This is a genomic window from Streptomyces fuscichromogenes (genome assembly GCF_014645815.1).
GTDB lineage: Bacteria > Actinomycetota > Actinomycetes > Streptomycetales > Streptomycetaceae > Streptomyces > Streptomyces fuscichromogenes.
The window spans coordinates 1-18,003 of the sequence record NZ_BMML01000040.1; the positions used below are offsets into that span (position 1 = coordinate 1).

Genomic DNA, 18,003 nt, shown 5'->3' on the forward strand with positions numbered 1-18,003 from the left:
TCTTGTCGCCAATTGCGAGCAGTGCTCGGCCTTGAGGGCCAGAGAACGCCACCACAGCCCGAACTCCGCCTTCGATGTCCAGCCGTTCTCCGACCTGGGTTCCCTTAATCGGATCTACCACCAGAACGCCGTCCCGGCTGCCCGCAGCGAGGTACGTGCGGCCGTCCGGCCCTCGAAAAACTGCGAGACATGTCAGCACGGTCCCGGCATCCGCCACCACGTTGTTCGGCGTCTGCCAGCGGGCGAGCCGGGGGCGGACCGTCGCGCCCTCGCCGAACTGCGCACCCCGAGTGGCGAGAGCGAATTCAAGGCTGACCTGACGCGTCCGCTGATCCGCGCCGTCCAGGAACGGCTCGATCTCAGCCCAGGCTGCCACAGCGAGCTGGTCAGATCGCGGGGCGATCGGTAGTCCGAGGCGACCGCGAAGCCTGCCATCGGTATCCCAAGGAAGGAATGCCCCGGGAAGAGCTGCGTCATTCAGGACGTCGCCGAGGTCCGCGTGCTGGGCAAGGTGCCGGCGGATGTAGGGGTGTGGTGGAATGCCCGGCTCAGTGTGGACCAGTTCGGCGAGACGATGGGCGATGCGGCGGTGGATCTCGGCCGGCGAGTTCGGCTGAGGCGCTGGGGTCACCACTGCGGCTCCCTCGAGGAGGTGTTCAGGAGATGAGGGTCAGTGCGCAGAACCTCGGCGAGACGCTCATGAGCGAGGCGATGCACAATGCGGCCGTCCTCTGTGTCCTGGGCTAGGTATCCGACCAAGCGGCTGGCCCTCAGGGCGACAATGGCGGACTCGGAGTCGGGCAGCGGATGATCCAGGACGGCTTCGGCGAGAGTCGGCCAGATCGGCCCCCAAGGGATGCCAGCCCCCTGGGCGAACGCAGCTGCTCTGAGGAGAGCAAGGGCTGTTTCGGACGTGAGTTGGGGCGTGCTGAGCTCGCGCAGATCTCGACGGAGCATGCCGATCAGTCCCAGGCCGAGAGAGTCCCACCAGAGGGGGTCGGCGAGCAGATCGGCGGGCGTTTCGTGTTCGCGGAGCTGCCCACCTGCAATGCGAGCATCGAGGAAGGAGACCCCTGGGATCCTCGCAGCGATCCGGCGGGCGACGTCCGCGGCATCAGGGATGTCGTCGAGCAGGGACTGCAGATACTCCTGAACGTCGCTGGCCGTCTCCGGGCCGTCCGTGCGCAGTTCCATCGGTGGGAGCTGGGTACGCGAGGTGTCGGTGGCCAAAGTGAGGGCCTGTCTCACGTGATCGAGGAGAGCGATGTCCTGAACAGATTCCCCCGTGTTCGGCGCATCGGGTGCGGCGCTCGTGAGGTGGCTGCGGACACCGATCACCAGCCGGAGCGCAGCCTGCCCTGCCTGAGCCAGCGGCGCGACGACCTGGCTGACCAGGAGGTGCGGGTCGTCGGCCTCGTCTAGACCGTCGACGACGAACGTGGTGGTGCGGCCGCTGCTCGCGAGTTCGCGCAGGGCCTTCAGCAGGTGTCCACGCATGCCGGTGAGGGGGTCCGCGCTGGGCTCCAGTTCCGGGGCTTCTTGACCGAGGCCGTCGAGGAAAGCGGCGATGACGTGCTCGGCTGTGCGCTGGCGGGCGAGAATCGCAACGTCGATGGAGCCTACCGGGGGAACCGTGTCAGGGGGTGAGTCTCTGACGGCGCCGACGTAGGCCGGGTCGGCGCGGAAGCCGGCGTCGCTTAGCGTCACGGCGCGAGCGATCACCGCAGACTTCCCACTTCCTGCCGTACCGGTGACGATCAGCGAGGGCGCGAATCCCGATGGTGGTCCGACGTCGAGGAAGCTCGCCAGCACGCGGGTGAGGGGCTGGCGTCCTGAGAAGTACCATCCCGGATCCGCTCGGTTCGGCCGACCGCTGGCCCGGCTGACCCAGTAGCGCAGGTCCTCCTCCGTGGCGGCAACCTGGCTGCGCTGCGGCGCGACGAGTTGCGTGGTGGGCCTGTAGCCGGGGTTGGGAAGGCAGAAGTGTGGTGTGCGCGAGCCGTTCATGCCTAGCAGCGGATGCGGTGACCTGTATCCGGTGGCTTCGGAAGCGTCGTGAAGCTGTTCCAAGAACTCGACGAAGGTCAAGTACTCGCTCGTCAGTTCGGCCGATGTAATCAGCTGCTTGTGAACCTGGGCCAGGAGCGCACTCAGCTCGCGGACTCCGACCGTGGTGCCGATGTCAGTGGCGGCGAGGACAGCCAGGGTGGGGCTGCCAGACCGATTCTGGTTCAGATCATGGACCAGCTGTGCGAGGCCTATGTTGACTCCGCGGGAGTAACACGTGTTGACGATGACAAGAACGTGCTTGGCCTTGGAGTCTAGGGCTGCCGCGATCAGGTCGGATGTGCGGTACGCAGTTGCGAGCAGCCGTTGGGGGTCGGTCTCCGGCAGCATCAGGAAATGGCTCCCGGCGGGACTTGCCTCACCGTGCCCTGAAACGAAAAAGAGGATGGCATCGTCTGCGGGGGCATCCCGCAGTCCTGAACTATCCAGAAACGCCTCCACATGCCTGCGCTGCTGAAGGTCGGGCACCTCCTCACGCGTGAAGCTCCGCTCGCCAAGGTCAGGATCGCACCACCAGGTCTCCAGGACCTGGAGCTGCTCCTTCATACCCGCCCTGAAATTCGGGTCCTCATTGGTGTAGCCCTGGACCGAGACAGCCAGCAACCGACGACGAACACCACTGGCCCTGGGATGAGCGGTACTCCTGTCACTGTCCACGAGCGCTAGTCTGCAGGACGGCGGACAGGAGGGGGAGCAGAGGTATGCCAGACGCGGCAAGTGGTACCTGGCGTCCCGGAGCACGGCAGAGCCGAGACGTCACTCCCGACGCGGTCATTATCGTTCCGGGAATCATGGGCAGCGAACTCGTAGAGAAGGAGACGGGCAAGCTGCTGTGGGGGTTGAAACCAGCCATGCTGGGCCGAGCGTTCGGACACAGGGGCGGCCTGGAGGCGCTTCGGGCGACCGAGGCCGAGCTGGACGGGACCGGGCGGACCCGGGTGCTGCCGTCGGCCCTTCTGCGCCTCCCGGCGTGGGTGCCACTGATCCATGGCATCGAGCCCTACCACGACCTCCTCACGATGGTGCGCGACACGGTCCCCGACCCATCTGCGGTTCTGCCGTTTCCCTACGACTGGCGTCTCCCGGTCGAGCACAACGGGCAATTGCTCGCCCAAACGGCACGTCGGCATCTGGAGGGTTGGACCGCAACCGTTCTGGCCACGCCTGCCCTGCGTACGCTGTGCGAGAACCGGATGCCGCAAATCATGTTCGTGGCCCACTCGATGGGCGGCCTGGTGGCCCGGGCTGCCATCTGCCACCAGCCCGATCTGCAACCGGACACCCGTGCCGTCGTCACGCTGGGAACACCGTTTCTCGGATCGGCGAAGGCCGCCATGATGCTGAACGGTGGACGGCGGACCGGGGGCCTCGAGGGCGCGGTCCTGGATCGTCTGCAGCGCCTGACCGTGACCCTTCCCGGTGTCTACGACCTGCTTCCGGACTACCGGTGCGTGGACGAGGGCTTGGAAGTCGCCCGCCTCACGCCTCAGACAGTGGCCCGGATCGGAGGCAACCCCTACCTCGCCGCCGCCTCGATGGACTTTCAACTGAAGACGCGTCTCGATCACACCGAGGCCCTTCCGGCTCACCGGGCGGTCGTAGGCGTTGCGCAGCCGACTGTGCAGAGCGTCCGCATCGAGGCCGGCGTGGTCCAGCCGCAGTACATGTCGTTCATCGCAGGAGAACACGGGGACCTGAGGCGCGACGAGCACGGCATCCCGGAGTGGTGTGACCGTTGGGGAGACGGCACTGTGTACCGCGACGCAGCCACACTCGGCACCGAGAAGCCGGTCTACCTGCCAGTGCAGCACGGCTCCCTGGCGAAGGACGACGTCGCACTCCGCTATGTCCATGGTGTTCTGACCGAGGAGAGCGTGTACGCGGGCCCGCCGATGGGGCCTGGCGAAGCTGGACTGGACCTGCCGGACGAGGGAGTCATCGCAGGCCGGGCGTGGCAGTTGCGAGTGACTGGTCGCGACCGGCCGGTTGGGGTCAGGTGCGAGGTCGTGAACACAGAGACGGGCGCCGTTGTGGCAACGCCGCGCTTGTCCACCAGGGAGGACTGTCTGGGCGCCAGTGTGACCCTGCCAGAGCCCGGTCTGTACCGTGTCCGGGCTCAAGTAGCGGATACACCACCGGTCACCCAACTCCTGCTCGCATTCGGGGCGGAGTTGGAGGAACGGGCGGGTCTCAAACGGTTCTCGGGCTGACCTTCCAAGCTAGGACGCCATTTCAGTTGGGTGCGGCCGAGAGTCGGGCTCATACAAGATTTCCGTAGTCGTTGATCGGGCCAACTTGGCTATGGCGTCGGCTGATTGACGGCCTCACCCTGATGGTGTGTGAGGTTCGGTTGGAGGACCTGCTGCCGCAACTGGCCGCGGTTCGGGGTGATCGTGTAGAGGCCAGCGGTGATCTGTTGCGGATCGTGGCCCGGACCTGGGACGACGCCCCGGCGGTCTGCCCGGGATGCGGGATGTGAACGACGGCGATTTTCCCCGCTTTGGCCCGTTTGAACGCGTTGTTATTCCCCATCCTGAATTTTCGTAATTGGCCATGGGTAGCGCGGCGTTCGGGATCGAGGGACCTGGTCGTCGCGGCGCTGCTCATGTTCCTCGCCCCTGCTGGATCGGATGGCCGATGGGCAGCCCGGATGGCGAGGAGAACGTTCGTCGTGGTCGACATCACAGAGATCTACGTCCACTGGTACGCGGGGCGCTCGAAGAGCGGTCTGGCTGCGTCGTTGGGGGTGGACCGCAAGACGGTGAGGAAGTACCTGAAGCCGGCGGAGGCGGCGGGAATCGTGCCGGGCGGGCCGCCGATGAGCGAGGCCGACTGGGCCAAACTGATCAAGGAGTGGTTCCCCGAGGTCGCCGACCGGCGGCTGCGGCAGGTGACGTGGGCGGAGATCGACAAGCACCTCGACTACATCAAGCCGCTGCTGGGGACGGTGACCGTCTCCACGATCCATCAACGCTTGCGGGACGAACGGAAGTTGCACGTCTCGCTGACTGCGTTCCGCCGCTGGGTGCGCGACACGATGCCGAGTGAGGTGACCGGGGCCCAGGTGACCGTGCTGCGGGACGAGGTCCCGCCGGGGTCCGAGGCTCAGATCGACTACGGCTTTCTGGGCCAGTGGGTCAACCCGCGGTCGGGCAAACGCCACCGGATCTGGGCGTTCGTGATGGTGCTGCCGTGTTCGCGGCACATGTTCGTGCGCCCGGTGATCCATCTGGACCAGCACGCCTGGACCGAGGCGCATGTCGCGGCCTTCGACTTCTTCGGCGGTTATGTGGGTGACAACCCTTCCGCGATCTCGCGCTGCCCGTCAGGATGGTCGCTCCCGTCGAGGAGCTCGGATGGCCTGGCAGCCGGAGTTGGTACGAAGCTTCGATGCCGCGGGAAACCCCACGGCATCGCTCGGGCACGCCCTGGTCGACGACTACCTGGAGTTCGTGGCGGCACGCTGCCGGCCGAACACCCTGCTGGCCACCGCCTACGACCTGAAGGTCTTCTTCTCGGTGGTGCCCAAGGAGCCGGCCGACGTCGTCACCGCGGACATCTTCGCGTTCATCACCGCGCAGAAGAAGCCGCGGCGAGGCCCGAAGGTCGTCCGGCTCGAAGACGGTGAAGCCGGGCTCTCGGCGCGGACCATCAAGCGCCGACTCGCCAGCATCTCCGGCCTGTTCGGCTACCTCATGACCCGCGACGACCTGGCCATTGATCGCAACCCGGTGCCGACAGGGATGGCCAACCGCCGCCGCAGCGGCAATCGCGGGACACCGCTCCTGCGCACACCCCGCACCCTCCCGCGCGTCCTGGGGCCGAGCGAGGTCGAGGCGGTCCTCGGCACGCTGAACACCGCACGGGACAGGGCGATGATCCTGGCGATGCTGCTGGGCGGACTGCGTCGCTGCGAGGTCCTCGGCCTGCGGCTGGGAGACCTCTCACCCGGCGAGCGTCGGGTCTTCATCAGCGAGGGCAAGGGCGGACACCAGCGTCTTATACCCGTCTCCGCGCAGTTCTTCAGCGCGGTCGGCGACTACCTGGACCGTGAGCGTCCGCCGGTCGAGCACGACCAGCTGTTCGTGGTGTTGCGCGGACCGACCCGGGGCCGGCCGCTCTCCGCCGACGGCCTCGACGAGATCCTCGACGGGGTCCGGAAGCGAACCGGACTGCCGAAGTTGACATGCCATCAGCTTCGGCACACCTGCCTGACCCGGCTGCGGGAGGCGGGCATGGCCCTGGAAGCGGTACAGGCCCAGGCCGGACACCGCTCCATCGAGTCGACCCGCATCTACATCCACCTCGCGAACAGCTGGCTCGTCGAGCAGTACCTGGAAGCAAGTGCCGCGATCGACGCCGACCGGGCGGAGTCCTGATGCGCCGGGCCCGCGCCGCCGCCCTGCCGATCGTGCGCCCGGACCTGGTCGAGTTCTACCTCGCCCACCGGGCCGCGCAGGGCATGAACACCGACCACAAGGTCCGCTGGGGTGCGCGGGCACTGCTTGCCGCAGTGCCCGACCTGACCGACTTCTGCCGCCTGCCGCTGGAACGTCAGCTCGCCTTCAACCACGAGACCCACCGGTTCATCAGCTGGCTTGCGGTCACGGGACGGATGCAGCCGGGCGCGGACTACCTGGTCGCACGGCGCCCGCGACTGGGGATCGTACTCGCCCGCACAGAGCCGGAGCTGCACCTGCGGTTCATGGAGACCGCCCGCACACTCGGCTTTCGCGACACAGTGGCCATGACCCAGTTCAACCTGCTGGGTCACTTCGTGGCACTGTTCGGCAAGCAGCCCTACGAGCTGCAGCAACACGACTGGGACGAGGGACGCCGTCTCCTGCTGGACGCCGCACGCCGCATCCCCAACCGCGGCATCAAGGCCCTGTCGACCGCCCTGTTCAACCTCGAAGCCACACTGTTCCACTGCGAGTTGACCGACCAGCTCCCGCGCCGGCGCACCCCGGACCGCTCCGACATACGAGCCCGCGAATGGGCCCGCGTCCCGGTCAGGATGGCGGAGACGATGCAGCACTATCTGCAGCAGATCGCCGGGACGCTGCGGCCGGGCACCGTGAAGAACGCAGAGCTGACGCTGCGAGAGTTCGCCTTGCTGGTTGCCGCCGAAGACGCGGCCGTCAGCTGCGTCGCCGAGCTCAAGCGGCGACACGTCGAACGCTACCGACAGTGGCTGCTGGAGCGACCGGCCGCCCGCGGAGGCCCGCTGCACCGGCACACCGTCCGCGACCGCCTGAGCAAACTCCGCGGCTTTCTCCGCCGCCTCGACGAATGGGACGCCGCCGACCGGCCGCCCCGCCAGCTGGTATTCGACAGTGACTTCCCGATCGCGGACGAGCCACTGCCACGCTTCCTCGACGACGCCGCGGCCGCCAAACTGCTGTCCGCCGCCCGCAAGGGTCCCGATCCGTTCGCCCGGCTGGCCATCGAAATTCTCGCCCGCACGGGGATGCGCCGCAGCGAGATGCTCGGCCTGACCATTGACGCGGTCGTGCAGATCGGCTCCGCCTACTGGCTCCGTGTCCCGGTCGGCAAGATGCACACCGACCGCTACGTTCCCCTGCATCCGCAGCTGAAGACGCTGCTGGACGACTGGCTGCTGCACCGCCCCGAGGGCCTGCGCTCGAACCTGCTGTTCACCGACCACGGCCGCCCGGTCAATGCCTCCCGCATCGAGGCCGCAGTCCGCAAGGCCGCCGAGCGGGCCGGGCTGGGCCGGGTCACCCCGCACCAACTCCGCCACACTCTGGCCACTCAAGCGATCAACCGGGGCATGTCCCTGGAAGCCATCGCCGCCCTTCTGGGACACAAGTCGCTGTCCATGACACGCGTCTACGCGCGGATCGCTGACCGGACCGTTGCCGACGAGTACTTCGCCGTCTCGGAGAAGGTCGAGGCACTCTACGACGCCCCGCGCCAGCTGCCGGCCGACGCCGAGGGAACGGAAATGGCCAAGCTCCGGCGAGAGATGCACCGCCGGATGCTCGGCAACGGCTACTGCGCTCGCCCCGTCGAGATGGACTGCCACTTCGAGTCGATCTGCGAGTCCTGCACCTTCTTCGTCACCACGATTGAGTTCCGGCCCACCCTCGAACGCCAGCGAGACGACGCGGCGGCCAAGGGACAGGTCGCACGCGAGCAGATCTTCGACGGACTGCTCAGTCGTCTCGACGGAGAAGCCTCCTGACCAACTCCTCAGACGCCTTCGAGGTCCACCCGCCAGTCATTGGAGGTGATCCAGTGGCCTTTCGGATACTCAAACTTCACTGCACCAAGTAGCTCGAACCCCGCCCGACGACAGACCGAGTTCGACGCGGAATGGTCCACGCTCGGAAAGGCGTGCAGATACTGGTGCAGTCCCGCCGACCCGGCTGCCTTGATGACAGCACGAGCCGCCTCAGCAGCGATGCCCCGCCCCTGGAACTCAGGCAACACTCCCCATCCGGTCTCCCACACGGTTCCGTCACGCCACGCACGCTCCCAGAAGCCGATCGAGCCAACGGTGTCGCCGGAGTCCACCAACGTGACCCGGTACATCTGCCCCCGGTCCGGGCTCAGATAGCTCCGGTGCCGTGCGACCAGTTTCTCAGCCGTCTCAGGGCCACCCAGGTGCTCCGTCATTTCAGGTGCATTGTTTCTCTGCAGGAGCCAGAAGTCGCCCTCGCTCCAAGGCTCCAGCCTCACCCGCTGGGGATCTGCGATGTCCATGGCAGCAACCCTAGGACGGAGGTCTGACAGCAGCCCTGACCGTCGGGCCTGCGAGACAACGAAGGCGAGCCGCGAGGAAACCCCCCTGAACACCGCAAGGGGTTGACAAGAAGACCCGCATATTAGAGGTGTCCCGCGCCGGCTGGTGCCGGACAACCTCAAGACCGGGGTGGACAAGCCTGATCTCTACGACCCGAAAATCAACAAGGCGTATGCCGAACTCGCCACCCACTACGGGGCGTTGGTGGACCCGGCGCGCGCTTCGAAGCCGAAGGACAAGCCGCGGGTCGAGCGGCCCATGCCCTACGTCCGGGACTCGTTCTGGCGCGGGCGGGAGTTCGTCTCGATCGAGCACATGCAGGCCGAGGCGGTGACCTGGAGCCGGCAGGTCGCCGGGCGGCGGCAGTGCCGGCCGCTGGGCGGGGCCGCCCCGGCGTCGGTGTTCGAGGACATCGAGGCGGCGGAACTGCTGCCGCTGCCACCCACCCCGTTCGTGCTGGCCCGCTGGTCAACTGCCGTGGTGGGCCCGGATATTCATATCAAGGTCGGCCGCACTCTCTACTCGGTCCCCTGGAAACTGATCGGCAGGAGGGTCGACGTCCGCTCCACCGCCACCGTGGTCCAGGTCTTCTACGAGGGCGGCCTGATGAAGACACACGCGGCCCTTGAACAGGGCAAACGCACCGACAAGCTGGACTACCCGCCGGAGAAGATCGCCTTCCAGATGAAGACGCCGATCTGGTGCCGCACCCAGGCGTCCCAGGTCGGGGACGGCTGCCGCACCGTCATCGACCAGCTCCTCGAAGTCCACGCGCTCTACCGGCTCCGCGCCGCCCAGGGGATCCTTGGCCTGCGCGGCAAGTACGGCGACGGCCGCCTGGACGCCGCCTGCACCAGGGCCCTCGCGGTCGGCGACCCCTCCTACCGCACCATCAAAGGCATCCTCATCGCCGGGACCGAGACCGAACCCGAGCCTTTGACCAGTGGCGACGCCGGAGCCGCCGCCTTCCTCCACGGTCCCGCCCAGCTGTTCGGCGACGCCGCGACGACCCCCGACACGACGGACGACGACCGCGACGACCAGGTCCGCGACGACGAAGAGGTGGACGCCCGATGACCGTGATGGACAGCGCCCTGCGCGAGTCGCTCAAGTCCCTGCGGCTGTCGGGGATGCTGGAGACCCTCGACGCCCGCCTGGCTCAGGCCCACGGCGGCGAACTCGGCCACCTCGACTTCCTCCAGGTCCTCTGCCAGGACGAGATCACCCGCCGCGAGACCGTCGCCTTCCAACGCAGGCTCCAGCGCGCGAAGTTCGAGCAGCAGGTCACGCTGGAGGAGTTCGACTTCACCGCCTCCTCCAAGCTGCCCGCAGCCCAGATCCGCGACCTCGGCGCCCTGCGCTGGCTGCACGCCGGCGAGTCGGTCATCCTGTTCGGCCCGGTCGTTATCAACGGGGCCTGAGCCCCTCTCTTCTCTGTCTGCGACGAGCGTCACCGTGAGCGTTCTGTGTCGTTGATGCATTGCTATCAACGGGAGTTCTTCAGCGAGACGGAACGGCATCAGTGGCGCACAGCTTGGCGGTCCGGCCGGCGAACGGGCAGCGGACGTGGACCGTGATCGACGAGAAGTACCGGACGGTCGCACCGGTCGAGGACTGGTTGGAGGCCCATCGGCAGCTGTGGTCGCCGAACACGGTCCGCGGTTATGCGACCTCACTGGCCCAGTGGTGGACGTTCCTCGAGCAGCGCGACGAGACCGCGAAGTGGGCCGATCTCGGCGTCCCGGCTGTCGCGGGGTTCCTGTCCTGGCTGCGTAACGGCCGCACCGTCGAGCACGCCCTGGTCGAGTCCGAACAGGCGCCTGAGGCAGGGACGTTGGAGGCGAGACTGGCCGCGTTGATCTCCTTCTATCGCTGGCAGGAGGCGGTCTTCTCGGTGCCGGTCGCGGGCCGGCTCATGCGCGGGACACCGCGCCGGGCTCCGGCCCGGGGCCTGCTCGCGCACCTGGACGCCCGCACCGCTCCCGCCCCGTCCTCGCTGGTCAGGGTCCGGCGCCAGCGGCATCGTGGGCGCCCGCCACTGCTGCTGCCCACCGAGATCCAGGCGATCCTGGACAGCTGCGCGATGCCGGACGCCACGGTCGGCGAGTGGGTCGGCAACCTGCGCGACCGGCTGCTGTTCGCCCTGCTCGCGGAGACCGGTATGCGCCTGGGCGAGTCCCTTGGCCTGCGGATCTGCGACTTCGTGATGGGCCGCGGCTCCACTCCCTATGTCGAGATCGTGCCGCGCGAGGACAACACGAACGGGGCCAGGGTGAAGATGATGCGCCCCCGACGGATCTATGTCGGCTGCGACCTGGAGCGACTGTTCGCCGACTACCTCACCCACCTCGCCTGCCGGGCCGCCGAGTTCGGCATCGAGATCGATGCCGGATCGCCGTTGCTGGTGAACCTGGATCGGCCGCCGCTGCTGGCCGCCCTGCGCGAGGGCACGGTGCGGGACAAGGTGTCCGCCCTGCGCAAGAAGCGCATCGGCCCGGCCTCCTGGACGCCGCACTGGTTCCGACACAGTCACGCGACCGCGCTGCTGCTGGCCGGGACACCGGAGTGGGTGGTCTCCCGCCGACTCGGTCACGCACATGTGCAGACCACGCTCGACCTATATGGCTGGGTCCGCGAGGACGAGGCCCTGCGGGCCGCGGCGAACTGGAAGTCGTACATCTCCGCCTGGCAGGTCGACGATGGCCGGTGAACAGCGCCGTCAGCACGCAGCCGGCGACGAGGATCCGTTCTGGCGGCTCTGGCGGAAGCTGCCCGAGCCCTGGAAGGGGCCGGTGATCGGCGACGGCATTGACGACTGGGAGAAGATCACCGAGAACGGCGACCGCCGCATCGATCTGACCGGGCTGCCCGACCTGATCGCCGCCGAACTGGCCTGGATGGCGCACTGGCAGGCGATGGACGGGACCCGCTCGTCGGTGCTGGGCACCAACCAATTCGCGAACATCCTGCGCCGCGCGATCCGCGACAAACATCCCTTCCCGACGTCGATCCGGGCCATGGAGTGGGAGACGGCGGCCGCCCTGCAGCGGTGGTTCTATGCCACCCGCTGGGGCCGGCTCATTCCCCGCGGCAGCGTCGCCCGGCTGCGGGTGATCTTCCGCTTCTCCCGCCTGGCCCTCCTCGCCCGCTGCAGCGACGGGCCCTGGTGGTCCCTGGATGAATGGCACCCCCGCTGCGATCCGCGGATCCCGTTGGCCGAGCACGAACCCCAGGCCCACTACGGCTGTTCACCCTCAAGGATCACTCGGCCGTGGCTGCGGGAGGCCGTGAAGTGGTCTCTGGGCACCCAGCTGGAGGCCGGGACTTTGCGCTGGTCGACGGTGAGCCAGGAGAGGATGCGGTGCTTCGCCCGCTTCGACCGCTGGGTGGAGACCTTCACCGACCCGCTCGACGTCCTGGGCGACCCCGCCCACGCCGTCCAACTGGCCACCGCCTTCCGCCGCTGGGCGTCCGACCCTGCCAACCGGCTCCTTCGCCAGAACGAGCAACGGTTCGCTGGGCAGCCCGTCCATCCCCGCCTGGTCAACGACGACCTGCGGGCCGTCGCCGAACTCTTCGCGTTCGTCGCCGCCAACCCCATCGAGGCCCACCAGGTCCTTGGCCCCAACCCGTGGTCCCGGGTCACCGACGCGCACGCTGCCGGATGGTTCCGCCAGGTCTCCCGCATCCCGCACCAGCGCGAACTCAACGACGAGCACTACGTCGACGACCACGCCCTCGCCCAGATCCCCTCAGCCCTGCCCCTGCTCGGGCTCGCCCGCGACGAGCAGATGCTTCTCACCCGCGGTGACGGGCAGCAGGTCACCGCCCACGGCTTCGACGACCCGCAGGCCATGCGCATGATCCTGCTGCAGATCCTCACCGGACGGCGGGCCAGCGAGATCCGCACCAGCCGCTTCGACTCTCTCTCCCCGGTCCCCGACCGGGCCGTCGACGCAGTCGAGGGCGAACAGATCGCCCGCTTCCACTACGCACAGAGCAAGATCGACATCGCACCGGACAACATCCTCGTCGACGCCGAGGTCGTCGCGGTCATCGAGGAACAACGCCAGTGGCTCCGCGACCACTTCCCCGGCATCACCCCACGCCACCTGTTCCTGCAGCGGACCGGCAACCGGCAGGGCGACAAGCCCTACCCGTCGGGCACCTACAGCTGGATGCTCCGCGAGTTCAGCAAGATCGTGAAGATCACCGACAGCCAAGGCAAGCCCGTCGGACTGAGCCACACCCACCGCTTCCGTCACACCAAGCTGACCCGGCTCGCCGAACTCGGCCTGCCCGTCCACGTGTTGATGCGCTATGCAGGGCATGCAACCCCGTCGATGACGATGCACTACGTCGCCGCCCGCCAGGAACACGCCGAGCAGGCGTTCCTGGCCACCGCGAAACTCCGTGCGGACGGCACCCACGTCAGCTTCTCCCGAGACGACCACGACAGCCTCCACTTGTTCAACCGGGCCGACCGGTTCCTGCCCCACGGCTGGTGCCTGCTGCCGCCCCTGCAGAACTGCGACAAGGGAAACGCCTGCCTGACCTGCTCGGTCTTCGTCACAGACGCCTCCCACCAGGACGCTTTGGAACGGCAGTTGGACGAGACCGAGGCCCTGATCAACCGCAGCACCACCGCGTTCCAACAACGGCACGGCCGCCCGATGCCCGAGGACAACGTCTGGCTGCTGCAACGGCGGGCCGAGCACGCGGCTCTCACCAAGCTCCTGGACACCCTCCGCTCCAAGCCCGGACGCGCCGTCCAGGGCGCCGGCTGCGACGCTGCCCCCACCGGCCCCGTCCCGCTCACCCTCGACCTTGACCGTCACCGAAGGACCCGGCCATGGCCGACGACGCTCGCGCCAAGCGCACCCAGACACTCGCCACCGCCGCGAAGGCCAAGTCCCAGGCCAAGACCGCTGCGGCAGAGAAGGCGATCCGAACCCTGGTCAAACGCGGTGAGCCGATCACCTTCCAGGCTGTCCAGCGCGAGGCCAGCGTCTCCCACGCGTTCCTCTATAACCACCCCGAGCTGCGAGGACGCATCGAACGGCTACGGGCCCAAGCCCGGCCTGTTCCCGCACCGGCGCCTGCGGCCGACGAGCGGAACACCCTTGCCCTCGCGCTGACCAGTCAGATCACCCGCCTCAAGAAGCAGCACCGCGAAGAAGTACAGGCTCTGCGAGACGCGCTCGAACAAGCCCACGGCGAGAATCTCGACCTCCGACGCGAACTCGCCCGCCGCAGCTTGCCTGGACAGGTCCAGGCAAGCTGAAATGCTCTTGAATACCCCGTGTCAGCAGGGCTAGCGTTCTTGCACCTGCCAACACCGGCACTTTCAGGAAGTCCACATGCCTCGCCGGACACCGGGCGAGATCAGGTCCCAGCTGCCACTGCGGGACGCCAGGCACTTCAGCCGAACCGTCATCAGAGGACTGTCTGCTTCCACTAACCGACAAATCGCCCAGTTCGAGCGCGAGCGACGCCTGCCCAGAGGCGATATCGCGCTTGCCTTCCGCCGCTGGGCTCAGCGAGCCGGACGCCCTCGCAACGCAGAAGAGTGGCACTACGGATACTCCGACGTCGCCACCGGGCACATCCGCACGCTACTCGAAGTTGCCAGTTGCAACCTCCGTCCCCGCGCTCGAAGGGAACTACAGGCTGCGTTGGCGCCGATCGACGCACGCGCTCTAAAGCGCACCGTCAACGATCCATTCGCTCCACAGCACCTGCCCTGGTGGCAACGGCGCATCGAGGTTTGACCCCCGGTCGACACCAGGGTGGGGCCGGAGATCGCTCGTGCAGCCACCTGCCCTTGCTTCTATGTCTTCGACGTCATTACCAGGGCGATCGCCCGAATCAAGAACTTGATCCCCAGATAACGCCCGGAGTGGGCAAGACACACATCGCCGTCGCTCTCGCGGTCGCGGCCTGCCGGGCCGGCTACTCGATCTACTTCACCAGCCTCGACGACATGGTCCGCAACCTGAAGGCCGCCGAAGCAGCAGGCCGGCTGATCAACAAACTCGGCACCTACCTGCGGCCGAGCGTCCTCGTGGTCGACGAAGTGGGCTACCAGCCCCTCGAACGAGCCGAGGCGAACCTGGTCTTCCAGGTCATCTCCAAGCGTTACGAGAAGGGCTCCATCATCCTGACCTCGAACAAGACCTTCAGCGAATGGGGCCAGGTCTTCGGCGACGAGGTCCTCGCCACCGCGATCCTCGACCGACTCCTCCACCACTGCGAAGTGATCGCGATCAACGGCCCGAGCTACCGGCTCAAGAACCGCCTCCAGGCCATCGAGCGAGAGACCGACGTGGCCTGACAACCGGGGACGTTCAAACGTACCGGCCCGGCCCGAAGGGAGAGTACGCCGACAGGTGGCCGACTTCCCGCCCGACGCGGCGAGAGCAAGGGGATGGATACGACCGCACGGATCCATGCGGCCATGCCGGAACGGGCCAGCACTGCCCAGCCATGCCGTGACCCCCGGTCGATCCCTCCCAGGACCGCGGCCCGCAGGTCCTCATACCGCCGGGCGACCTCCACCCCGTCCACCGCCTGATCAGCGGTGATCGGGAACCTCCGCAGAGCGCGGCTCGCGCCGCCGGGCCAGCGCTTTCTCCACCGACCGCGGGTGCACGGTGATCCCGAACTCCCGCTCGACAGCACGGGCGAGCTGGTCCGAGCGCAACGCGGCATCGCCCGAGCGGAGCCGCTCGACGAAGGCCATGACCTCCTCGGTCAACTTGCGCGGCCCCTTGGGCCCGGGCTTGCCCGGCACCAGCGCCGCCGGCCCGCCCGCGTCCAGCGCTGCGGCGATCGCATAGAAGCTCTGTCGGCAGAACCCGAACGCGGCCGCGGCCTGCACGACAGGCACCTTGTCCACCCTGACCCGGCGCACCATCTCGTACTTGACCTGCACGACATCGTCCGGATCGAGGAACGCACACGCTGCGAAGCCCGCATCGACCACGGCACCGGGCCGCGGATTGAGCGCCCGGAACTCCTTCAACGTGCTCTGCTTGCCCGTCGGCCGGCTCATCACACCTCCCCGAGATCACCTCTGTCACCAGGATCCGGCCGCCCACCGCGCAGGCCAACGGCGTGAACACCGCCCAGAGAAGCGAAAGAAACAGGTCACGAACGTATCCGGACCCCCGCACGCCCCCGGCACACGATCCGCTGTTGCCGGACACCGGCACTGATCGCACGACAATCACGGCGCGATCCCCCCGACACCGTCGCGCAGCCCGGCCACCAGATCCGCGAGACGGACCAGGTCCTCGGTCCGGAACGGACAGACCCCGCCGGCCTCCTCGACGAACACGTCAGCCGGCGCCATGTCCGTCCACTCCACCGGGAACGAACACCGTCGTCCCTGCTCATCCAGGACCAGAACCACGTCCCCGCGCCACGAGTTGAGCCGCTCCAGGAACTCGAAGTCCTCACCACACCGGGGATGGAACGGATGGATCAGCCGCACACGTCCGTCGTCATCGCGGGAAACGAGCGCATTCGACGGTGAATGCCAACGCCCTGATGGAGTCGACGATCGGCCTGTACAAGACCGAATTGATCAAACCCCAGCGGCCCTGGAAGACACTCTCCCAGGTCGAGCTGGCCACCGCCGAATGGGTCGACTGGTACAACCACCGGCGGCTCCACGGAGAGATAGGTCACGTTCCGCCCGTCGAATACGAAGCCAGCTACTACACCGAATCCACGAAACCCCAGGTCATCACCACAATCTGAGATCTCCACCGAACCCGGGGCGGTTCACCGCCCGTGCATCTCGACATCGACCCGCGCCCTCCGCATGAAGTGGTTCACCGGCGAAGACCAGCGCAGTGCCTCATCAACCAGGCCGTCCAGCGGCGCATCGTGTGGGCACCGGCCTTCGCCGTCCCCTGCTCCGGCCAGTTCGACGAGCGTCGCGCTGATCGTCTGAGCCGTGGTCACCACGGCACCGAGCAGCAGGCTCAGGCAGTTGACGAGGAGTTCGTCGTCGATCAGCGGCCGGCCGTCCACCGTGAGCGTCAGCAGATGACTGATCAGGTCGTCCGCCGGGTTCTTCCGGACCTCGGCGAGCCGCTCCTAGAAGTACATCATGATCTCGCAGTGGGCCGAGGGCGCCGTCTCCTGCTCGGATCCCTGGCTGAAGTGCGGATAGCCGGGCGCCAGAGAGGAGAAGGCCAGATGGATCAACAGGTCGATGTCCCCGTCCGGCAGATCCATCATCCGCGCACCGACCGCCATAGGGAGGCGGGTGAACGCTGCGGCCGCGTCCCACACCGCGCCGTCCAGAGCAGGCTCGACGGTCTTCCGGACGAAGCATCTGACCCACTCCGCCTGCGAGGCCGCCGCATGGCTGGAGAACCGGCCGGCGAGCTGCCGACGGTACTCGTGGTGCTGGGGCGGGTCAGTGGACTGCATCATGCTTCCGCCCGCGGGATCCGGGCTGTCCAGCATGGCGATGGCGGTACCGGCCTCGGAACTGAACGTCTCGTGTTCCGACAGCACCCTGCGCACGTCTTTGAGGCGGGTGACGGCCCAGAATCCCTCACCTGCAGAACGGCTTTGCCAGAACAACGGGCTTTCCGCCCGAAGCGTCTGCCAGGCCAGGTGCGCATCGCCTTGCGCGTAAACGGACTTTTCTGTCAGATTAATGCCGTCAAGTCGTACACGCTCACTCGGATTCCGTGCGGTTATTCTCATGGAACTCCCCGTCATCACGGACTTTCCAGGCAAGGACACCGGCTTTTCGACGAACCCGTCTGATGGTAAGCCGCGGTGATCAAGAGGTCGCGGTTATACAGAAATAGCCAGGGGACGTGCCGTCGTCGCAACGACGACCCGGAAGTCCGTTGACAGCAACTGTCCCGCCTGCCTGCCCACCAGCTCACGCCCCCGGCCGCCCGGACCGCGGACACCCACGCCACAGAGCCGAGGAGGGTCTGTCAGCAACTGACGGACCCTCCGATAGTTCGAGTCCCTCACATGCTGAACAAGGAGAACGCACACCGCTGCACCACGCGCGAGCCCGGGAACAGGGCCCGGCGGACAGCCGGCAGCAAACCTCTGGAGTCGCCCTGTGACCGTGGGTGCCGGGTCGCTGCGTCGGCCTCGATCGGCTCGTCGGCCCCGCCGAGCCGCCC

General features: G+C 67.4%; 12 protein-coding genes and 5 pseudogenes. 10 read left to right on the forward strand and 7 right to left on the reverse strand.

What is annotated here, in order from left to right; translation table 11 throughout:
* A pseudogene (locus IEZ11_RS46200) lies at positions 1-631 on the reverse strand (hypothetical protein); the annotation flags it as partial.
* A complete protein-coding gene (locus IEZ11_RS46205) occupies positions 628-2,724 on the reverse strand; it encodes an ATP-binding protein (RefSeq protein WP_189269100.1) in 2,097 nt (698 codons plus the stop codon). The pseudogene IEZ11_RS46200 and the gene IEZ11_RS46205, both read right to left, overlap by 4 nt.
* Before the next feature lie 134 nt (positions 2,725-2,858).
* On the opposite strand from IEZ11_RS46205, the gene IEZ11_RS46210 reads away from it, so the two are divergent.
* From IEZ11_RS46210 to IEZ11_RS46225, 3 genes are all read left to right on the forward strand, one after another.
* A complete protein-coding gene (locus IEZ11_RS46210; protein ID WP_189269101.1) occupies positions 2,859-4,277 on the forward strand; it encodes an esterase/lipase family protein in 1,419 nt (472 codons plus the stop codon).
* A gap of 1,146 nt (positions 4,278-5,423) precedes the next feature.
* Entirely contained in the window at positions 5,424-6,446 is a 1,023-nt protein-coding gene (locus IEZ11_RS46220) for a tyrosine-type recombinase/integrase (RefSeq protein ID WP_189269102.1), read from the forward strand.
* The gene (locus IEZ11_RS46225) at positions 6,446-8,275 is read left to right on the forward strand and encodes a tyrosine-type recombinase/integrase (RefSeq protein WP_189269103.1); all 1,830 of its coding nucleotides are present in this window, start codon (positions 6,446-6,448) and stop codon (positions 8,273-8,275) included. The genes IEZ11_RS46220 and IEZ11_RS46225 overlap by 1 nt, the downstream gene beginning before the upstream one ends.
* Positions 8,276-8,283: 8 nt before the next feature.
* Here the strand turns inward: IEZ11_RS46225 and IEZ11_RS46230 are convergent, their stop codons facing one another.
* Positions 8,284-8,796 (reverse strand): GNAT family N-acetyltransferase, encoded by a 513-nt coding sequence (locus IEZ11_RS46230; protein ID WP_189269104.1) that lies wholly within the window; start codon positions 8,794-8,796, stop codon positions 8,284-8,286.
* A 145-nt stretch (positions 8,797-8,941) separates the two neighbouring features.
* On the opposite strand from IEZ11_RS46230, the gene IEZ11_RS46235 reads away from it, so the two are divergent.
* The 6 genes and pseudogenes from IEZ11_RS46235 to IEZ11_RS46255 all read left to right on the forward strand — a co-directional run.
* Positions 8,942-9,913 (forward strand): Mu transposase domain-containing protein, encoded by a 972-nt coding sequence (locus IEZ11_RS46235; RefSeq protein ID WP_373295068.1) that lies wholly within the window; start codon positions 8,942-8,944, stop codon positions 9,911-9,913.
* Positions 9,910-10,239 (forward strand): annotated as a pseudogene (locus tag IEZ11_RS46240) (ATP-binding protein); the annotation flags it as partial. The gene IEZ11_RS46235 and the pseudogene IEZ11_RS46240, both read left to right, overlap by 4 nt.
* A 119-nt stretch (positions 10,240-10,358) precedes the next feature.
* Positions 10,359-11,546, forward strand: coding sequence for a tyrosine-type recombinase/integrase (locus tag IEZ11_RS46245; protein ID WP_189269105.1), 1,188 nt, complete (start codon positions 10,359-10,361; stop codon positions 11,544-11,546).
* A 1,468-nt stretch (positions 11,547-13,014) separates the two neighbouring features.
* Positions 13,015-13,200: pseudogene (locus IEZ11_RS52670) on the forward strand (tyrosine-type recombinase/integrase); the annotation flags it as partial.
* A 488-nt stretch (positions 13,201-13,688) separates the two neighbouring features.
* Complete coding sequence (locus tag IEZ11_RS52675; RefSeq protein ID WP_373295069.1) at positions 13,689-14,120, forward strand: DUF6262 family protein; 432 nt, start codon at positions 13,689-13,691, stop codon at positions 14,118-14,120.
* A gap of 609 nt (positions 14,121-14,729) precedes the next feature.
* Positions 14,730-15,170: pseudogene (locus IEZ11_RS46255) on the forward strand (ATP-binding protein); the annotation flags it as partial.
* Positions 15,171-15,410: 240 nt separating this feature from the next.
* Here the strand turns inward: IEZ11_RS46255 and IEZ11_RS46260 are convergent.
* The gene (locus IEZ11_RS46260; RefSeq protein WP_189269106.1) at positions 15,411-15,890 is read right to left on the reverse strand and encodes a helix-turn-helix domain-containing protein; all 480 of its coding nucleotides are present in this window, start codon (positions 15,888-15,890) and stop codon (positions 15,411-15,413) included.
* Between the two features lie 174 nt (positions 15,891-16,064).
* On the reverse strand, positions 16,065-16,331 hold the full coding sequence (locus IEZ11_RS46265) for a DUF5372 family protein (RefSeq protein WP_189269107.1): 267 nt from the start codon (positions 16,329-16,331) through the stop codon (positions 16,065-16,067).
* Between the two features lie 47 nt (positions 16,332-16,378).
* Here IEZ11_RS46265 and IEZ11_RS46270 point away from each other — a divergent pair.
* A pseudogene (locus IEZ11_RS46270) lies at positions 16,379-16,600 on the forward strand (integrase core domain-containing protein); the annotation flags it as partial.
* 24 nt (positions 16,601-16,624) lie between these two features.
* Here IEZ11_RS46270 and IEZ11_RS46275 read toward each other — a convergent pair.
* Together IEZ11_RS46275 and IEZ11_RS46280 are read right to left on the reverse strand one after the other, a co-directional pair.
* Positions 16,625-16,876, reverse strand: a complete 252-nt coding sequence (locus tag IEZ11_RS46275) for a hypothetical protein (protein ID WP_189269109.1) — start codon at positions 16,874-16,876, stop codon at positions 16,625-16,627.
* Between the two features lie 66 nt (positions 16,877-16,942).
* Positions 16,943-17,563, reverse strand: coding sequence for a cytochrome P450 family protein (locus IEZ11_RS46280; protein ID WP_189269110.1), 621 nt, complete (start codon positions 17,561-17,563; stop codon positions 16,943-16,945).
* Positions 17,564-18,003 lie beyond the last annotated feature (440 nt).

Excerpts from the sequence above, each read along its gene's own strand:
- IEZ11_RS46210 (WP_189269101.1), top strand. The coding sequence starts at position 2,859 with ATGGGCAGCGAACTCGTAGAGAAGGAGACGGGCAAGCTGCTGTGGGGG.
- IEZ11_RS52675 (WP_373295069.1), top strand. The coding sequence starts at position 13,689 with ATGGCCGACGACGCTCGCGCCAAGCGCACCCAGACACTCGCCACCGCC.
- IEZ11_RS46225 (WP_189269103.1), top strand. The coding sequence starts at position 6,446 with ATGCGCCGGGCCCGCGCCGCCGCCCTGCCGATCGTGCGCCCGGACCTG.
- IEZ11_RS46230 (WP_189269104.1), bottom strand. The coding sequence starts at position 8,796 with ATGGACATCGCAGATCCCCAGCGGGTGAGGCTGGAGCCTTGGAGCGAG.
- IEZ11_RS46260 (WP_189269106.1), bottom strand. The coding sequence starts at position 15,890 with ATGAGCCGGCCGACGGGCAAGCAGAGCACGTTGAAGGAGTTCCGGGCG.
- IEZ11_RS46220 (WP_189269102.1), top strand. The coding sequence starts at position 5,424 with ATGGCCTGGCAGCCGGAGTTGGTACGAAGCTTCGATGCCGCGGGAAAC.
- IEZ11_RS46280 (WP_189269110.1), bottom strand. The coding sequence starts at position 17,563 with ATGAGAATAACCGCACGGAATCCGAGTGAGCGTGTACGACTTGACGGC.